Source organism: Arthrobacter sp. Y3224055, assembly GCF_059090825.1.
Genome location: NZ_JBNHGB010000005.1, coordinates 195,390 through 211,076, shown reverse-complemented (window position 1 = coordinate 211,076; position 15,687 = coordinate 195,390). Strand labels below are relative to the sequence as shown.

At 68.1% G+C, this 15,687-nt stretch carries 9 protein-coding genes; 5 read left to right on the top strand and 4 right to left on the bottom strand.

The features are described from left to right. Nucleotides 1-80: 80 nt before the first annotated feature. Complete coding sequence (locus AC5RTY_RS13390) at nt 81-737, bottom strand: Maf family protein (RefSeq protein ID WP_494023732.1); 657 nt, start codon at nt 735-737, stop codon at nt 81-83. A 253-nt stretch (nt 738-990) separates the two neighbouring features. Beyond that, entirely contained in the window at nt 991-2,721 is a 1,731-nt protein-coding gene (locus AC5RTY_RS13385) for a DUF885 domain-containing protein (protein ID WP_494139660.1), read from the bottom strand. 170 nt (nt 2,722-2,891) lie between these two features. On the opposite strand from AC5RTY_RS13385, the gene AC5RTY_RS13380 reads away from it, so the two are divergent. Further along, the gene (locus AC5RTY_RS13380; RefSeq protein ID WP_494073649.1) at nt 2,892-4,148 is read left to right on the top strand and encodes a serpin family protein; all 1,257 of its coding nucleotides are present in this window, start codon (nt 2,892-2,894) and stop codon (nt 4,146-4,148) included. Between the two features lie 124 nt (nt 4,149-4,272). On the opposite strand, the gene AC5RTY_RS13375 is transcribed toward AC5RTY_RS13380, so the two are convergent. Together AC5RTY_RS13375 and AC5RTY_RS13370 are read right to left on the bottom strand one after the other, a co-directional pair. Further along, nucleotides 4,273-4,527, bottom strand: a complete 255-nt coding sequence (locus tag AC5RTY_RS13375; protein WP_494002529.1) for an acyl-CoA carboxylase epsilon subunit — start codon at nt 4,525-4,527, stop codon at nt 4,273-4,275. 14 nt (nt 4,528-4,541) lie between these two features. Beyond that, the gene (locus tag AC5RTY_RS13370) at nt 4,542-6,137 is read right to left on the bottom strand and encodes an acyl-CoA carboxylase subunit beta (protein ID WP_494002528.1); all 1,596 of its coding nucleotides are present in this window, start codon (nt 6,135-6,137) and stop codon (nt 4,542-4,544) included. 236 nt (nt 6,138-6,373) lie between these two features. Here AC5RTY_RS13370 and AC5RTY_RS13365 point away from each other — a divergent pair, with 236 nt between their 5' ends. The 4 genes from AC5RTY_RS13365 (at nt 6,374) to AC5RTY_RS13350 (ending at nt 15,659) form a co-directional block, all read left to right on the top strand. Next, nucleotides 6,374-7,261 (top strand): biotin--[acetyl-CoA-carboxylase] ligase, encoded by an 888-nt coding sequence (locus tag AC5RTY_RS13365; RefSeq protein WP_494014271.1) that lies wholly within the window; start codon nt 6,374-6,376, stop codon nt 7,259-7,261. A 36-nt stretch (nt 7,262-7,297) separates the two neighbouring features. Further along, nucleotides 7,298-7,858 (top strand): PH domain-containing protein, encoded by a 561-nt coding sequence (locus tag AC5RTY_RS13360; RefSeq protein ID WP_494073650.1) that lies wholly within the window; start codon nt 7,298-7,300, stop codon nt 7,856-7,858. A gap of 255 nt (nt 7,859-8,113) precedes the next feature. After that, nucleotides 8,114-9,196, top strand: a complete 1,083-nt coding sequence (locus AC5RTY_RS13355) for an adenylate/guanylate cyclase domain-containing protein (protein ID WP_494002542.1) — start codon at nt 8,114-8,116, stop codon at nt 9,194-9,196. A gap of 295 nt (nt 9,197-9,491) precedes the next feature. Then, nucleotides 9,492-15,659 carry an Ig-like domain-containing protein gene (locus AC5RTY_RS13350; RefSeq protein WP_494139659.1) on the top strand — a complete coding sequence of 2,056 codons (6,168 nt, stop codon included), beginning with the start codon at nt 9,492-9,494 and terminating at the stop codon, nt 15,657-15,659. The last annotated feature ends 28 nt before the right edge of the window (nt 15,660-15,687 follow it).

The following is a 15,687-nucleotide window of genomic DNA, read 5'->3' as shown; positions in this document are numbered from 1 at the left end:
GCGGGATTCGCTCATGAACCATGCCGTTTCTGCGTGTGAGAGGGCGGTTCTTTGTAGGGGTCCTACAAAGCGGCCTGCGCTCAGCTCCAGAGGTCGGTGATCTGAACGCCGGCGCTGGACAGCAGCCGGCGCAGGGTGGATACCGAGAGGCCGACGACGGCATGCGGGTCCCCGTCCACCCGCTCGATGAAGGCGCCGCCCAGCGAGTCGATGGTGAACGAACCGGCGACGTGCAGCGGTTCGCCGCTGGCCACGTAGGCGTCGATTTCGGTGTCGGTGAGCTGGGCGAAATGCACCGCGGCGGAGGCGACCGCCCCTACGGTGGCCCCCGATCCGGCGCCGGGGCTTTCCTGCCCGCCGGCCTCGAAGGCGGTGGGGCGGCAGTCCACCAGCCAATGACCCGTGTGCAGCACCCCGTGCCGCCCGCTCATCCGATGCAGGCGTTCCCGGGCGACGTCCGGCTCATGCGGCTTGCCGTACGGCGCGCCGTCGAGTTCGAACACGGAGTCGCAGCCAAGCACCAAGGCGCCTTCGGCCGCGGGGAGCGCCGCAACAGCCTCGGCCTTGGCCCTTGCCAACAACAGCGCCGTGTCGTGCGGGTCGGTGATGCCGTAGCCCGCCGTGACCGCGTCCTCGTCAACATCCGAGACCAGGACCTCGTGCGCGATGCCGGCTTCGGTCAGGAGCTTGGTGCGGGCGGGGGAGGCTGAGGCGAGTATCAGGCGAAGATCGGTCATCCGACCAAGCTTATCCGGCGCCGCAAAGCGAACCCTGCTTAGGGTGTTTCCGCGCCGTGACCTGAGCGTAAAGAAGCGCCGCGGTTGGCCCCTGGACCGGTTGCCTGACCGTACGATTTCGGCGGGAGCTTCTCCCGCCGGAGAGTACGCCCCGTTAAGGGCCGAAGGGACCCGGCACAGATGAGGGCCGGTGCACCGTTGGGGGATGCATCGGCCCTCCTGTTTGTCCGCGCGCGGCCGGAACCGGCCCGCGTCAGCTGGTGGCGGGCACCGGGTCCTCGCCCAGCAGCGCGCGCCGCAGGGTGTCCAGCCCGACCGAACCGATATTCAGCGCCTGGCTGTGGAAGGCCTTGATGTCGAACGCGTCGCCCTCGCGCAGGCGTCGCTCGTCGCGGATTTCCTCCCAGAGCTTTTGGCCCAGCTTGTAGGCCGGCGCCTGTCCCGGCCAGCCCAGGTAGCGGGCGAATTCAAAGTCCAGCTGGCCCTTGCTGATGGCAATGTTCTTGCGCAGGAACTCGTAGCCCTTCTCCGGTGTCCAGGCACCCGAGCCCCAGCGCTCCGGGATCTCCAGCTCCAAATGGACGCCGATGTCGAACACCACGCGCGCGGCCCGCATGCGCTGCGCATCCAGCATGCCCATCCGGTCGCCCGGATCGGCCAGGTAGCCCAAATCATCCATCAGGCGTTCGGCATACAGTGCCCAGCCTTCGCCGTGGCCGGAAACCCAGCAGATGTTCCGTCGCCAGTTGTTCAGCAGCTCGCGCCGGTAGGTGGCCGTCGCGATTTGGAGGTGGTGGCCCGGAACGCCTTCGTGGTAGACCGTGGTGGTTTCCTTCCACGTGGTAAAGCTGTCTTCGCCTTCGGGCACCGACCACCACATGCGGCCCGGCCGGGCGAAGTCGTCGCTGGGGCCGGTGTAGTAGATGCCTCCTTCATGCGTCGGGGCAATCATGCACTCCAGCCGGCGCATCGGTTCGTAGATCTCGAAGTGGCCGGCGAGCTCCTCAACGGCCTTGTCCGAGAGACGCTGCATCCACGCCTGCAGCTCGTCGGTGCCGTGCAGCTGCCGCTGGGGATCCGCATCCAGCAGAGCCATCGCTTCTTCGATGCTGGCCCCGGGCCGGATCTGCTCCGCCACGGCTTCCTGCTCCGCGATGATGCGGTCCAATTCCGCCACCCCCCAGGCATAGGTGGCTTCCAGGTCCACCGCAGAGCCCAGGAAACGGCGCGACATCAGGGCATAGCGTTCGCGCCCGACGGCGTCCTTCTCCGGTGCTGCCGGCAGCAGCTCGGCCTCGAGGAACGAGGCCAGCCGGCCGTAGGCGGTCGCCGCGGCGCCGGCGGCTTCGGCCAGCCGGTCGCGCAGGTCCTGGGACAGCTCGCCCTCTTCCGGGGCAGCCTGCCCCGCCAACGTGCGGAAGAAGCCGTCCTCGGCCGCGTACGCACGGGTCTGCTCGATCACGATCCGCACCTGCCGTTTGGCGGCGACCAGCCCGCGGTCCTTGGCCTCGCGCAGCGACGTCACGTAGCCGGCAATCGCGTCCGGAACGTGCGCCATGCGGCCGGCGATGTTGTTCCAGTCCTCGATGGTGTTGGTGGGCATCAAGTCGAAGATCGCGCGGATGTCCTGCGCCGGCGAGGCGATGTTGTTCAGGTCCGCCAGGTCCCAGCCGGTCTCGTGGATTTCGAGCTCAAGGCCCAGCCGCTCGTGCATCGCATCGAGGGTGACGCGGTCCACGTCGTCGGTCGGTTCCAGGTCCTCCAGCCGCCGGAGTGCCTCCCGGGTGGCCTCGGCGAAGGCCTCGGCGCCGGCAGGGGAGTAGTCCGGGTACTCGGTTTCATGTCCGGGGATGCCCAGGGAGGTTGCCAGCGAAGGATCCAACTCCAGCAGCTCCGCCGTGTAGGCGTCTGCGACGGCATCGATGGCGGACGGGATGCGCCAGGTTTCCGGGCTCTTGGTCAGTTCAGATGTCTGCTCAGTCACAGGGAGAGCCTACCGGCAACCCGCAGACCCGGCCACGCCAGCGCGCCTGTCCGCCGTCCGGCACCGGGCGGCCGGCCCAGCGGCAATCGTCACAGAATCGTAGTGTGCTGCCTCTGGCCCTGAGGTCCTGCCGCCCCATAGGTTGGGGGGTCAACGGCGAGGAGGGCAAAGTGCGCAAGAGGACGACGGCGGCGCTGGCGGCACTGGGGGTGGCGCCCGCCATGATGCTCGGCGCCTGCGCGGCGCCTCCGGAACTGCTGGCCGCGGACGGAGTGGCCCGGGCGGACGTGGCAGCGGGGGACTTTCCGGCCGAGGTCGAAGCGCTGCGGCGTTCGGCCTACAAGCTGGGAGCAGCCATGCTCGCGGCGGCGCCGGAGAAGAACCAGGTCACCAGTCCGGTGAGCCTGCTCTACGCCGTCGCCATGCTCCGCGCGGGCGCCGGCAGCACCACGGCCCGCGAGATGGATGCCGTGGTGGGGCTGCCGGACGAGCATCTCGAAGCCGCCATGAACGGGCTGTCGGCGGAGTGGGAAGGCTTCGACGGCGATCCCAACTCGGTCGACGAGGAGGAGCCACCGGCCCGGCCGCTGCTGCACCTGGCCAACGGCGTCTTCGTGGACGAAGGGACGCCCACCGGCGAAGACTACCTGCACACCCTGGCCCGGCATTACGGCTCCGGCGTTTACCCGGTGGACTATTCGGATCCAGCGACCAAACAGGCCATGGATGCATGGGTGGACCACCACACCGGCGGCCGCATCACCGAGGCGCCCGGCACCTTCGACCCGGGGAACACGCTGACCCTGCTCAACGCCGTCTACTTCGCGGCCGCCTGGGAACAACCGTTCGACCCGTCGGCCACGGAGGACGGCGGTTTCACCACGGCATCCGGCGAGTCGGTCGAGGTACCCATCATGGGCAATCTGGTGCAGGCCTGGTACGCCCGCGGGAACGGCTGGCAAGGCCTCGACCTGCCGTACAGCGACGGATTCGTGATGCGCCTCGTTTTGCCCGACGACGGTGCACCGGCCATGGACGAGGCCGGACTGGTGGAGGTGGCGACGGTGATGGACAGTGCCGACGAGGCCATGGTCGTTCTCGAGCTGCCCCGCTGGAACCACACGCACCGGCAGGACCTGCTGCCCATCCTGCGCGGGCTCGGACTCGCCGAAACCTTCGGCCCGGATCCCGATTTGGAGGCCATCCAGCCGGACGCCTCGGTGACCGGCGCAGCCCAGCAAGCCAACATCGCCGTCGGGGAAAAGGGGACAGTCGCAGCGGCCGTGACGGAGCTCGACGTGATCGCCGGTTCGCTGCCACCGCTGCCCGACGTCGAGCTTTCGTTCGACCGGCCCTTCCTCTACCAGATCATCCACCTGCCCACAGGTTTTCCGCTTTTCCTCGGCACGGTCTTGGATCCGCGCTGAGAGCCCGGAAACCCGTACCGCGCCCGTCCCCGCAGTGAAGCGGCAGCAGTACCAAGCCGGCCGGGAGTCCGTGACCCCCGGGCCGCGGCGGCATTACCGCAGGGCGTGCCCTCTGGGGAGCCGGCTACCGGAAGGTGTGCCGCCAAGCGCCGGGGCCGTGCGAGACGAACGGGCGCAGCAGCGGCCGGCGGTTTCGCCGGGGCTTGCTCTGCGGCGAGCCGGACACCCCGGATGACTGCAGGGCGGCGACGACGGCGGTCAGCGCGGCTAGTTCCTCGGCATTGGGATTTCCCTTGGCCACGGTCAGCAGCGGATGCGGCCGCATGGCGTCATCGGCCTGCGGCACCGCGGCGGTGCCCGAAGACTGTGTTGTATTCATGTCTGACCACCGGCTCATAGCGGAATGTTCCCGTGTTTCTTGTGCGGCATGGTCGCCCGCTTGTCGCGCAGCGCCCGCAGGCCGCGCACCACTTGAAGGCGGGTGTCGGACGGTGCGATCACGGCGTCGACATAACCGAGTTCGGCAGCCTGGTACGGGTTGAGCAGCTCTTCCTCGTACTGTGAGATGATCTCCTGCCGGCGGGCCTCGACGTCGCCGCCTTCGGCAGCCACTGCGGCCAGGTCGCGGCGGTAGAGGATGTTGACCGCGCCCTGGGCACCCATCACGCCGATCTGGGCGGTGGGCCAGGCGAGGTTCAGGTCGGCACCGAGCTTCTTGGAGCCCATCACAATGTAGGCACCCCCGTAGGCCTTGCGGGTGATGACCGTAAGCTTCGGCACCGTGGCCTCGGCGTAGGCATAGAGCAGTTTGGCCCCGCGGCGGATGATGCCGTTAAACTCCTGGTCCTTGCCAGGCAGGAAGCCGGGCACGTCCACCAGCGTGAGGATGGGAATGTTGAAGGCGTCGCAGTGGCGGACAAAGCGGGCGGCCTTTTCGGAGGCGTTGATGTCCAGCGTGCCTGCGAACTGCATGGGCTGATTGGCCACGACGCCGACGGTGTGCCCCTCGACGCGGCCGTAGCCGATGATCACGTTCGGCGCATACAGCGACTGCATTTCCAGGAAGTTGCCGTCGTCGACGACGTGCTCGATCACCGTCCGCATGTCGTACGGCTGGTTGGCCGAATCCGGAATCAGTTCGTCCAGGGTCAGGTCGTCGGCGGTGAGGTCGAGTTCCTCCTCGAAGTCCAGCGGCGGAGCCTCGGCCAGGTTGTTCGAGGGAAGGAACTCGAGCAGCTCACGGACGAATTCGACGGCGTCGGATTCATCGGCGGCCAGGTACGTGGCGGTGCCCGTCGTGGCGTTGTGCTGGCGCGCCCCGCCCAGCGTTTCCATGTCCACTTCTTCGCCGGTGACCGTCTTGATGACGTCCGGTCCGGTGATGAACATGTGGCTGGTCTTGTCCACCATCACCACGAAGTCCGTCAGGGCGGGGGAGTAGGCGGCCCCACCGGCGCACGGGCCCATGATCAGCGAGATCTGCGGCACCACGCCGGAGGCGGCAACGTTGTTGCGGAAGATGTCGGCGAACATCGCCAGCGACGCCACGCCCTCCTGGATCCGGGCGCCGCCGCCGTCGTTAATGCCGATGACGGGGCATCCGTTGCGCAGGGCGAATTCCTGCACCTTCACGATCTTCTCGCCGTTGACCTGGGAGAGCGAGCCGCCGTAGACGGAGAAGTCCTGGCTGTACAGCGCCACCAGCCGCCCATCGACGGTGCCGTAACCGGAGACGACGCCGTCGCCGAGCGGCTTCTTTTTCTCCATGCCGAAGGCGGTCGACCGGTGCGTGGCAAAGGCATCGAACTCGACGAAGGATCCTTCGTCCACCAGCATTTCGATCCGTTCCCGCGCGGTGTTCTTGCCGCGGGCATGTTGCTTCTCGATCGCCTCGGCGCCGGAAGGCTGCAGGGACTGCGCCTGGCGGCGGCGGAAGTCCGCAATCTTGCCTGCAGTGGTCTGCAGATCAAGGTCTTGGTCGAGGCTCATGAATTCTCCGGATTCTGCCGAGGGTGTCGGATGCGGCGCTCTGCAGGCTGCTTAAGTAGGTTTCGCACAAAACAGCAGGGCGCAGGCGCGCCGCTGAACCAAGTCTAGTGAGCATGGGCGTCAGGCCACGTGTAGGAACCCTACAATTTCGCCGCAAGTGCTTTTGCCCGGGGAACCCCGCGGATCGCGGCCTGCCGGCAGCCCCCGTGCGGTCGGCGGTCAGTAGGATGGGACACATGAGCCCGAGTTTTTCCGACGTTGACCGACCGGCCCTGGATTTCGACGGCCTCAGCGACGCTCTCTGCGCACCCCTGGGCCCGTACCGGAGGCTCGAACTGGTGGAATCCACCGGCTCCACCAACAGCGACCTGGCGGCCAAGGCGGTCGCGGACAAGGTGGGATGGTCGGACCTGAGCGTCCTGGCCGCCGAGATGCAAACCGCAGGCCGCGGCCGGCTGGACCGGCAATGGAGCGCTCCGGCCCGCTCGTCGGTGATCGTGAGCATCCTGCTGCGCCCCTTCAATCACGCCGGCCGGCCCGTGCCGACCCAAAGCTACGCCTGGTTCTCACTGCTGGCCGCCGCCTCGCTCGCGGAGGCGCTCGGCGAGTACGCGCAGCTGAAGGCCGAGGTCAAATGGCCCAACGACGTCCTGGTCTCCGGCCGCAAGATCGCCGGCATCCTGGCCCAAATCGTGAGCTACCCCGACGGCTCGCCCCCCGCCGTCGTCCTCGGCACCGGCCTCAACGTGACCCTCTCCAGGGATGAGCTGCCGGTTCCCACCGCCACCAGCGTCGCGCTGGAAAAGGGCCGGACGACCGACCGGAACATCCTGCTGATGTCCTATCTGCGGGTCTTCTCGCAGCGCTACCGGCAGTTCTGTGATGTCAGCGGCGACCCGGCGGCCGAATGGGACGACGGATCCAGCCTGATCGGCCGCATGCGCGACGTCATGGTCACCCTGGGACAGCAGGTGCGCGCCGAGCTTCCGGACGGGAAACACATCATCGGCGAGGCCTTCGGCCTGGACGCTTACGGTGCCGTGAAAATCCGCGACGCGGAAGGCACAGAGCACGTCGTGACGGCCGGCGACGTGGTGCACCTCCGGCCGCACGAAGGCCCCTGAGTTGCGCCGGAGGCCCTGCGGGAACCGGGAGCCGCGTTGCGGCTGAAACTGGATCCGGGGGAGCGCGTGATCGTGGTGACCCGGCCGCAGGCACGGAAGCTTTCCTGGCCGGTGGCGGCAGCGCTGCTGGTGCTGGGAGTCGGCTCCTACCTGCTGGGCAACCTGAGCCGTCCCGGCCCGCCGGACTGGGTGGTCGAGTCGCGCCCCTTGCTGCTCGCCGGACTGGCCGTGATGGTGGCGGCGCTGCTGTCGCGACTGTTCCTCCTGCCGCTGCTGCGCTGGATGAGCACGCGCTATGTGCTGACCAGCCGGCGGCTCCTCATCCGCGAGGGCGTCGGGCGGCGGCATGAACGCCAGCTGCTGCTGGTGGCCATCGCCGAAGTCCGCAGCGAGCAGTCCATCATCCAGCGCACCCTGCGCAGCGGCAATCTCACGATCGACCTGGGGCACGGACGGACCAGCACGCTGGTTGACGTACCGGAGGTCCACCGGTTCAGATCGTTGGTGGTGGAGGCCATTGAGGAGCTGCCACGCACCGCCATGTTTGATGGTGTAGACATGGAAACGGAAACAGAGTGGAACAGCTGGGACAGCTGACAGGGAGGAAAGCACAGGATGGACATCAGCAGCGGGCAGGATGAACCGCGCCGGCCACCGGTTCCGCGTGATCCCGAGCTGCCCCATCTGCTGCGCCGCGAAGTGCCGCCGCCGCCCGCGGACGAACCGGACGAAGGGCTGGAGGAAACCCGCCCGGAGGACCCCGAACCTGTGCTGGAGCCCGAGCCGGCACCGGAAGGGCACCACGCCCCCGGCGGCCACCCGACGGGGGAGCCCGAGCCGCTGACCTTGTCCATGCCCCGGGTGCCGCTGCCCACCCCCGCGCCGGTCGCCGAGTCCAACGGAAAGGTGGACCGGCAGGCCATCAAGGATCTAGAGATCCGGCTGTTGGGTTCCGAACGGACCATGAAGCGCCGTGAAGTGGCTGCCGGGGCAGGAGTGTCGCTGCTGTCGGCCCGCAAAATCTGGCGTGCCCTGGGGTTCGCCAACCTCGGGGACGAAGACCTCGCCTTCACCCAGGCCGACCTGGAGGCCTTGACCACCATCATCGACCTGGTCCGCGAGGAGCGGCTGACCGAAGAAGCGGCGATTTCGATCACCCGGTCGGTCGGCCAGATGACGGACCGCATGGTGGTCTGGCAGGTGGAGGCGTTGGTGGAGGAGATGGTGCACCAGCGGGGGCTCACTGATGCCCAGGCCCGCCAGCGGCTGGTCCATGAGCTGCCGAACCTGATCGATTCCCTGGAAAAGCTGTTGCTCTACTCCTATCGGCGACAGCTCAACGCCGGGGTTGCCCGCCTGACCGTCCGGTCCGAGGCCGCCCTCCGAGCCGGAGCCGGGGCAGGTGGCGACGCCGATTCGCTGCCCCTGCTGCGGGCCGTGGGTTTCGCGGACCTGGTGTCCTACACGAGCCTGTCCCGCCAGATGAACGAGAAGACCCTCGCCCAGTTGGTCCAGCGCTTCGAAAATCGTTGTGCCGAGATCATCTCCGTGGGCGGCGGGCGCCTGGTGAAGACGATCGGCGACGAAGTCCTCTACATCGCGCCCTCCCCGCAGGCCGGGGCCGAAATTTCGCTGGCCCTGGCGAAGGCCATAGGCGACGACGACCTGCTGCCCTCGGCGCGGGTGGCCATGGTGTGGGGCAGGGTCCTTTCCCGGCTCGGCGACATCTACGGCCCCACGGTCAATCTCGCCGCCCGCCTGACCACGCTCGCGGAGCCCGGCACCGTCCTGGTCGATGCGTCCACCGCGTCCACGCTCGCCGGGGATGAGAGATTCGTGTTGATCCCGCAGAAGGTGCGCACCGTCCGTGGATTCGGCGAGGTCAACCCGGTCACCGTTGCCCACGGCACCGGCCAAGGGCTGGTTGTCGACTAGGTCCACGCTCACCGGACGGTACCGCAACGAGGCCCTCGACGCCCGGGCACAGCACCGCCGCCGACGCCCGGGCAGGGCATCGCCGTCGTCGTTCCGGGCGAATGGCCGGCAGGGGAGTGGTCCCCATGCCTTCGGGTTTACGCTCAGTGGTTATACGTGCAATAGTCGATAAGGGCCCTTGGCGCACCAAGGGCCGTTTTTGGGTGCCTTATCGGCGTGTTCCTCCGGAATTCCCCGGGGCGCCGACGGGGAATCGGCGCGGGATCACAAAGGAATCAGGGCATTGCGGGGAAGAATGTTCGGGCGGACGCGGCGGCGCAAGACGCTCGCATCGACGACGACCTTCTCTGTGGCGACGGCGCTGGTGGTCGGCGGGGCCATCTACTACCAAGGGTTCCCCACCGCCGACGTGGATTTGAATGACGGCGGGGTGTGGGTCACCAACAACAGCCAAGGGATGGTCGGCCACCTCAACTATCAGTCCCAGGTGCTCGACGGCGGTTTCAGGGCCAACAGCGACGGTTTCGATGTCCTGCAGAACGCCGGCACGGTGTTCATGGAAAACCAAGACCAGTCGATGCTCAGCCCGGTGGACGTGGCGCAGATGGAGCGCGGGTCCGAACAGCAGTTGCCCGGCACCGCCGACGTGGCTTTCGGCAACACGCTGCTGTCCATCACCGACACGGCCAAGGGCCAGGTCTGGATCAGCCCGGCCGACGAGCTGGGGTCGTTCAATGAGGAAACGGCCGAGCCGCTGCTCACCGATGCCAAGGGCAGCGTGGCCACGGTCTCGGGGCAGGACACCATCTTCGTTGCCGATCCGGCTGCCGGCGAGGTCGCCCGCTTCGAAGTCAACGACGAAGGCGTGCCCGAACGCACCGGCGGGCACCGGGTGGAGTCGCTGGCCACAGCCGGGGATCTGCAGATAGCCGCCGTGGGGGAAGAAGCGGTGGTCTTCGACGCCGAGTCGGGCCTGCTGGTTCTCCCCGGCGGCCGCGAGGTCACCGTGCCGGACGCCCGCGGCGGCGCACTTCAGCTCAGCGGGGACGAGAGCCCGTTCGTGGCGGTGGCAACCGAATCGGCTCTGGTTAAGCAGCCGCTGAATGGATCCGACGCAACCGTCGTGCCGCTGGAAGGCACCGGAACACCGGCCGCACCGGTCCAGCTCGCCGGATGCCTGCACGCGGCCTGGGCCGGCGTCAACCACTACCTGCGGGACTGCAGCGACGACGACGATGATCTCGCGCAGCCGATTCTGGGGATCGGTGCGAACGCGTCGCTGGTCTTCCGGGTGAACCGGGACATCGTGGTCCTCAACGACGTGAACGCCGGCAACGTCTGGCTGGTGCTCGAAAACATGCAGCTGGTGGACAACTGGAGCGACCTGATCCCGCCGGAGCAGGAGAACGAAGAGGACGAAGAGGACTCGGCGGACGAGAACCCGGTCAACACGCTGCCCGACCGGACCGAGGAAAACCAGCCGCCGGTCGCCCAGGACGACACCTTCGGCGTCCGTGCCGGCCGCACCACCACGCTGACCATCCTGGACAATGACTCCGACCCCGACGGCGATGTGCTCACCGCCCGCGTGATCGGCGACGGCCCGGTCGTCGGCGAGGTGCAGGGCATTTACGACAGCACCGGACTGCAGATCGTGGTCAACGGCGACGCGGGGCCCGGCCGGCACACCTTCAATTACGAGGTGGACGACGGCCGGGGCGGCACGGACACGGCGCGGGTAGCGATTGACGTGCGCGCCGAGGGCAGCAACCTGCCGCCGGAAGCGAAGCGGAAGACCACCATCCTGGTGGAACAGGGCCGGGAGATCAGCCAGAACATCCTCAGTGACTGGATCGACCCGGACGGGGACGACCTGTTCCTGGTCGACGCCGACAACACCGCCGGCGGCGACCTGGTGCGGACCCGGCCGGACGGGCTGCTGACCTTCCAGGACGTCGGGAAGACGTTCGGCAAGAAGGACGTCACGGTGCGGGTGTCCGATGGTTCCGAAACCACCGAGGACGTGGTGGTGTTCGACGTCCGCCCGCCCGGCGCGCTGCCGCCCTTGGCCAACGCCGACCACTTTTCCGCGACCGTGGGCCAGGAAATCCAGATCGCGCCGCTGAAAAACGACCAGGACCCCAACGGCGGGGAACTCCGGCTGGCCAAGACCGGTTCCGCGGCGAACACCTCGATCGTGCCCGACTACGACGCCGGGACGGTCAAGTTCACGGCCGATGCCGCCGGCGCCCACTACTTCACCTACCTCGTCACCAACGGGCCCTCCAGCACCACCGGCCTGATCCGTATCGATGCGACCGAGGACGACGGCGGCGGCGCGCCGGTGGCCGTGCGCGACGTTGCGCTGCTGCCGGAGAACGGGCAGGTGCTGGTGGATGTGCTGGCCAATGACACCGACCCCGCCGGCGGGGTCCTGGTCGTGACCTCGGTGGACGCCGACGGTGCGCCGGTCGCCGTCGAGGTGCTGGACCACAACATCCTGCGCCTCTCCGACGTCAAGGGGCTGCACCAGCAGACCACCATCCGCTACACCGTATCGAACGGCTTCGCCTCGGCCACGGGCGAGGTCAGCGTGATCTCCGTGGCCGGCCAGGACAAGCTGCTGCCGCCGCAGGCCGAGGCCGACACCGCCACCGTGCGGGCCGGCGACGTCGTGACCGTGGAGGTGCTGGCCAACGACACCGATCCGAACGGCGAAACGCTGGAGCTGGTGGAAGAGCTCGCCGAGACCCCGGACCCTGCCGACGGCCGCATCTTCACGGCCGAGAACACCGTGCGCTTTATCGCCGGGCAGCAGGCCAAAACCGTCTACGCGGTCTACGAGGTGACCGACCCCACGGGACAGCGGGATTCGGCCCAGCTGAGGATCAACATCCTCCCGCGCGACGACGAGTCCAACTCCCAGCCCGCCCCGAAGAACCAGGAGGCCCGGGCCATCGCGGGGTCGACCGTCCGGATTCCCATCCCGCTGAACGGCATCGATCCCGACGGCGACTCGGTGTACCTGACGGGCGTCGGCAAGGCCCCCACCCAGGGCGCGGCGGTCGCCGGGCCCAACTACATCGACTACACGGCATCGGCGCAGGGCGCGGGAACCGACACCTTCACCTACCAGGTCAAGGACCGGCTGGGCGCTGTCAACACTGCCACGGTCCTGGTGGGCATCGCCCCCGCGCCGGAGGGCAACCAGAACCCGGTGGCCCTCGACGACGGGATCGAGATCCGGCCGGGCCGGACGGTGGCGGTCGACGTGCTGAAGAACGATTCGGACCCGGACGGCGACCCGCTCCAGCTGGCCCCCGACAAAATCGTCGGCACGCCCGAGTCGATTGCGGCAAAGGCCGAAGACGGCCGCGTCTATCTGACCACCCCGGCCGAGGAAGGCACGGTCAATGCCCGGTACACCGTGGGCGATGGCCGCGGCGGCACCGCCGTCGGGACCGTGACGGTCCAGGTGAGCGAGGACGCCCCGCTGCAGGTGCCGCTGGCCCGCGATGACCGGGTGGAATCGGCCGACATCAAGGGGCGCACCGCCGTCGACGTGCCGGTGCTGGAGAACGACGAGGACCCGGACGGCGTGGCCAAGGAGCTGGACGTCCTGGTCGATGGTGACTACCCGACCGCCCGGGCGGTCGCCGACGGCCAGATCAACGTGGAGCTGACCGACGCGGTCCAGCTGATTCCCTACACCGTCCGGGACGTGGACGGGCTGCAGGCCACCGCGGTCATCTGGGTTCCGCCGCTGGGCGAGCAGTATCCGGTGCTGCGCGACAACACCCCGCTGGACGTGACGGCCGGCGACGAACTGCGGCTGGACCTGACGGAACTGGTGGAAGTCCGGCCCGGCCGCACCCCGCGGATCACGGTGGCCGAAAGCATCCGCGCGATCGGCACCAGTGACAACCAGTGGATGGCCGACGCGAGCACTCTCAGCTACAAGGCGGACATCGACTACGCCGGCCGCGGCTCCATCACGTTCGAGGTGACCGACGGATCGGGCCCCGACGACCCCGAGGGGCTCAAGTCCACGCTCACCATCATGACCGAGGTGATCCCGGCCGCCGACCGCAACTTCCCGCCCGAACTGACCACCGGGACGCTCGACGTGGCCAAGGGCGAAGACGCCGTCAGCTACGACCTGCGCCCGCTGGCCACCGACCCGAACCCCGAGGACTTGGAGAAGCTGCAGTTCGCCGTCGAAGGCGGGACGCCGGAAGGATTCGACGTCAGCCTGGAGGGCAGCGTGCTCCGTGTGGCGGCCGATGCCGCGCTCCAGACCGGCGCCACCGGCGTGGTCAACTTCTCCGTCACCGACGGACGCTCCGACAAGGTGACCAGCCGGGTGGCCGTGCGGGCGACCGCCTCCACCCGCCCGCTGCCGGTTGCCAACGACGACGAGGTGCCGGACGCCGTGCAGGGCGAAGCGCTGCCGGTGGACGTGCTCGCCAACGACGTGAACCCGTTCCCGGAAACCCCGCTGACGATCGTCAGCGCCGTGGCCGGCAACGGGGGCACCGCGGAGATCGACGGGGAGCGGATCATCGTGACGCCCGGCGCCGACTTCTCCGGCACCATGACCGTCGAATACACGGTGGAGGACAAGACCCGCGAGGGGAGCCGGCAGGCTACTGCGAACGTCTCGCTCGTCGTCAAGGGCCGGCCGGAGACGCCCGGCACGCCGCTGGTGGACTCGGTCCGCAACCAGACCGTGGTGCTGTCCTGGACGGCGCCCGGCGACAACGGCGCGCCGATCAGCGGCTATACCGTGAACGCGGTCGGCGCGGGCTTCAGTCAGCAGTGCGCGACCACTACCTGCACCCTGACCGGTTTGCAGAACGACGTCGAGTACACCTTCACCGTGACGGCGGAGAACAGCGTGGGCACGTCCGACCCGTCCGCGGAGTCGGCGGTGGCGCGGCCGGACGTCCGGCCGGCGACCCCGGCCGCACCGCAGCTGAAGTTCGGCGACAAGTCACTGGACGTCAGCTGGACCGCCCCGGCCAACGAAGGATCGGCCATCGAAAGCTACACCCTGGAGATTTCGCCGGCCCCGCCGAGCGGCCAACTGCAGAAGAACGGCCTGACCGGCACCAGCTACAGGTGGGAGGGGCTGGAGAACGGCCAGGCCTACGAGGTCCGGGTGCAGGCGCACAACCGCGCCCCGGAACCGAGCGATTTCAGCGCCTACTCCGCCGCAGAGGTGCCGGCAGGTCCGCCGGCTGCTCCCACCGCCCCTGCCACCGAACGGGTGAAGTCCGTGGGCGACCAGAGCCAGCTGAAGGTGAGCTGGGCCGCGCCTGCCAACAACGGCGGCGAGATTCTCGACTACACCGTGCGCGAGTACCAGGGCGGCGCGCTGACCCGGACCTTCCCGGCGGTGAGCGCCACCTCGCAGACCGTGACCGCACCGAACTCGGAGACCGCCTACACCTACACCGTCACGGCCCGGAACAAGGCCGGGTCGGGCGAGGCCAGCCCGCAGTCCAATGCGCGGCGGGCGGTCGGGGCACCGGAGGCCCCGACCGGAGCCTCGCTGAGAGAGGCAGATACCGGCGGTGCCGGACGCGCGGTAACGGTGTCCTTCAACGAACTGACCGCCTCGCAGCGCAACGGCGCCCAGGCCGGCGAAGTCAGCTACCGTGCGACCTTCAGCGACGGCCGGACCATGGCCATCGCAAACGGCCAGAAGGTGGGAGGCTTCGCCAACGGCAAGGCCGTCAACGTGCGCATCACCTCCGTGGCCAACAGCGACGGCGCGAGCTACTCGAGCGCGCCGAGCGCCGAGTCCAACAACGCGACTCCGTATGGAGCTCCCGGCACGGCAACCGCTTCGGCCACTGGGCAGAGCGGGGAGACAAACAATCCCCAAGTAACTGTGCACTGGGGTCCGCCGAATACTGCCAATCATGACGTTGCCAGGCTGCAGATCAACGTTGAGAGCAAGGGCTGGGAAAACGTCTCGGTCGCTTCCGGCAGCCGGACAGTCAACGTCGGTCACAGCACTCCAGTGGACATTAAGGTCAGGGCAATAAGTTCCAAAGGCGACATCGGTCCAACTGCCGCCGCTTCAGCCACGAGCGGCAGTAAGCCCAAGCCGAAGGAAGAATGGACGATTCGTGTGGGTGGTTCCGGTACTCAATTGGACACCAACTACCGAACCTGCATGGACCCCAGAAATGGCACCAACTACAACCGTGCGGACGCATCTTGCGATGGCGACCACTGGGCCAATGCTTGGGGTACGACTCCAAACCTTGTGGTGAAGTGCTGGATAGTCCGAAGTTCGGGTATCTACTGGTACCAACAGGCACCCGGGGGCGGCCGCTCGATCAATGACGGTCTTTTTGTTAAGGGCACAGACGTAACCTACGACGGTGCGACCGACCTCAGTGGCATTTATCCCAGCGCGGGGCCGCCGAGCGGAATGCGCGCATGCGGCTGATTCGGGACAGGCCGGGAATCGAACCCAA

What these genes read in the sequence shown, in the direction of transcription:
- AC5RTY_RS13365 (WP_494014271.1), top strand. Translation starts at nt 6,374, where the DNA reads ATGAGCCCGAGTTTTTCCGACGTTGACCGACCGGCCCTGGATTTCGAC.
- AC5RTY_RS13370 (WP_494002528.1), bottom strand. Translation starts at nt 6,137, where the DNA reads ATGAGCCTCGACCAAGACCTTGATCTGCAGACCACTGCAGGCAAGATT.
- AC5RTY_RS13350 (WP_494139659.1), top strand. Translation starts at nt 9,492, where the DNA reads ATGTTCGGGCGGACGCGGCGGCGCAAGACGCTCGCATCGACGACGACC.
- AC5RTY_RS13375 (WP_494002529.1), bottom strand. Translation starts at nt 4,527, where the DNA reads ATGAATACAACACAGTCTTCGGGCACCGCCGCGGTGCCGCAGGCCGAT.
- AC5RTY_RS13390 (WP_494023732.1), bottom strand. Translation starts at nt 737, where the DNA reads ATGACCGATCTTCGCCTGATACTCGCCTCAGCCTCCCCCGCCCGCACC.
- AC5RTY_RS13355 (WP_494002542.1), top strand. Translation starts at nt 8,114, where the DNA reads ATGCCCCGGGTGCCGCTGCCCACCCCCGCGCCGGTCGCCGAGTCCAAC.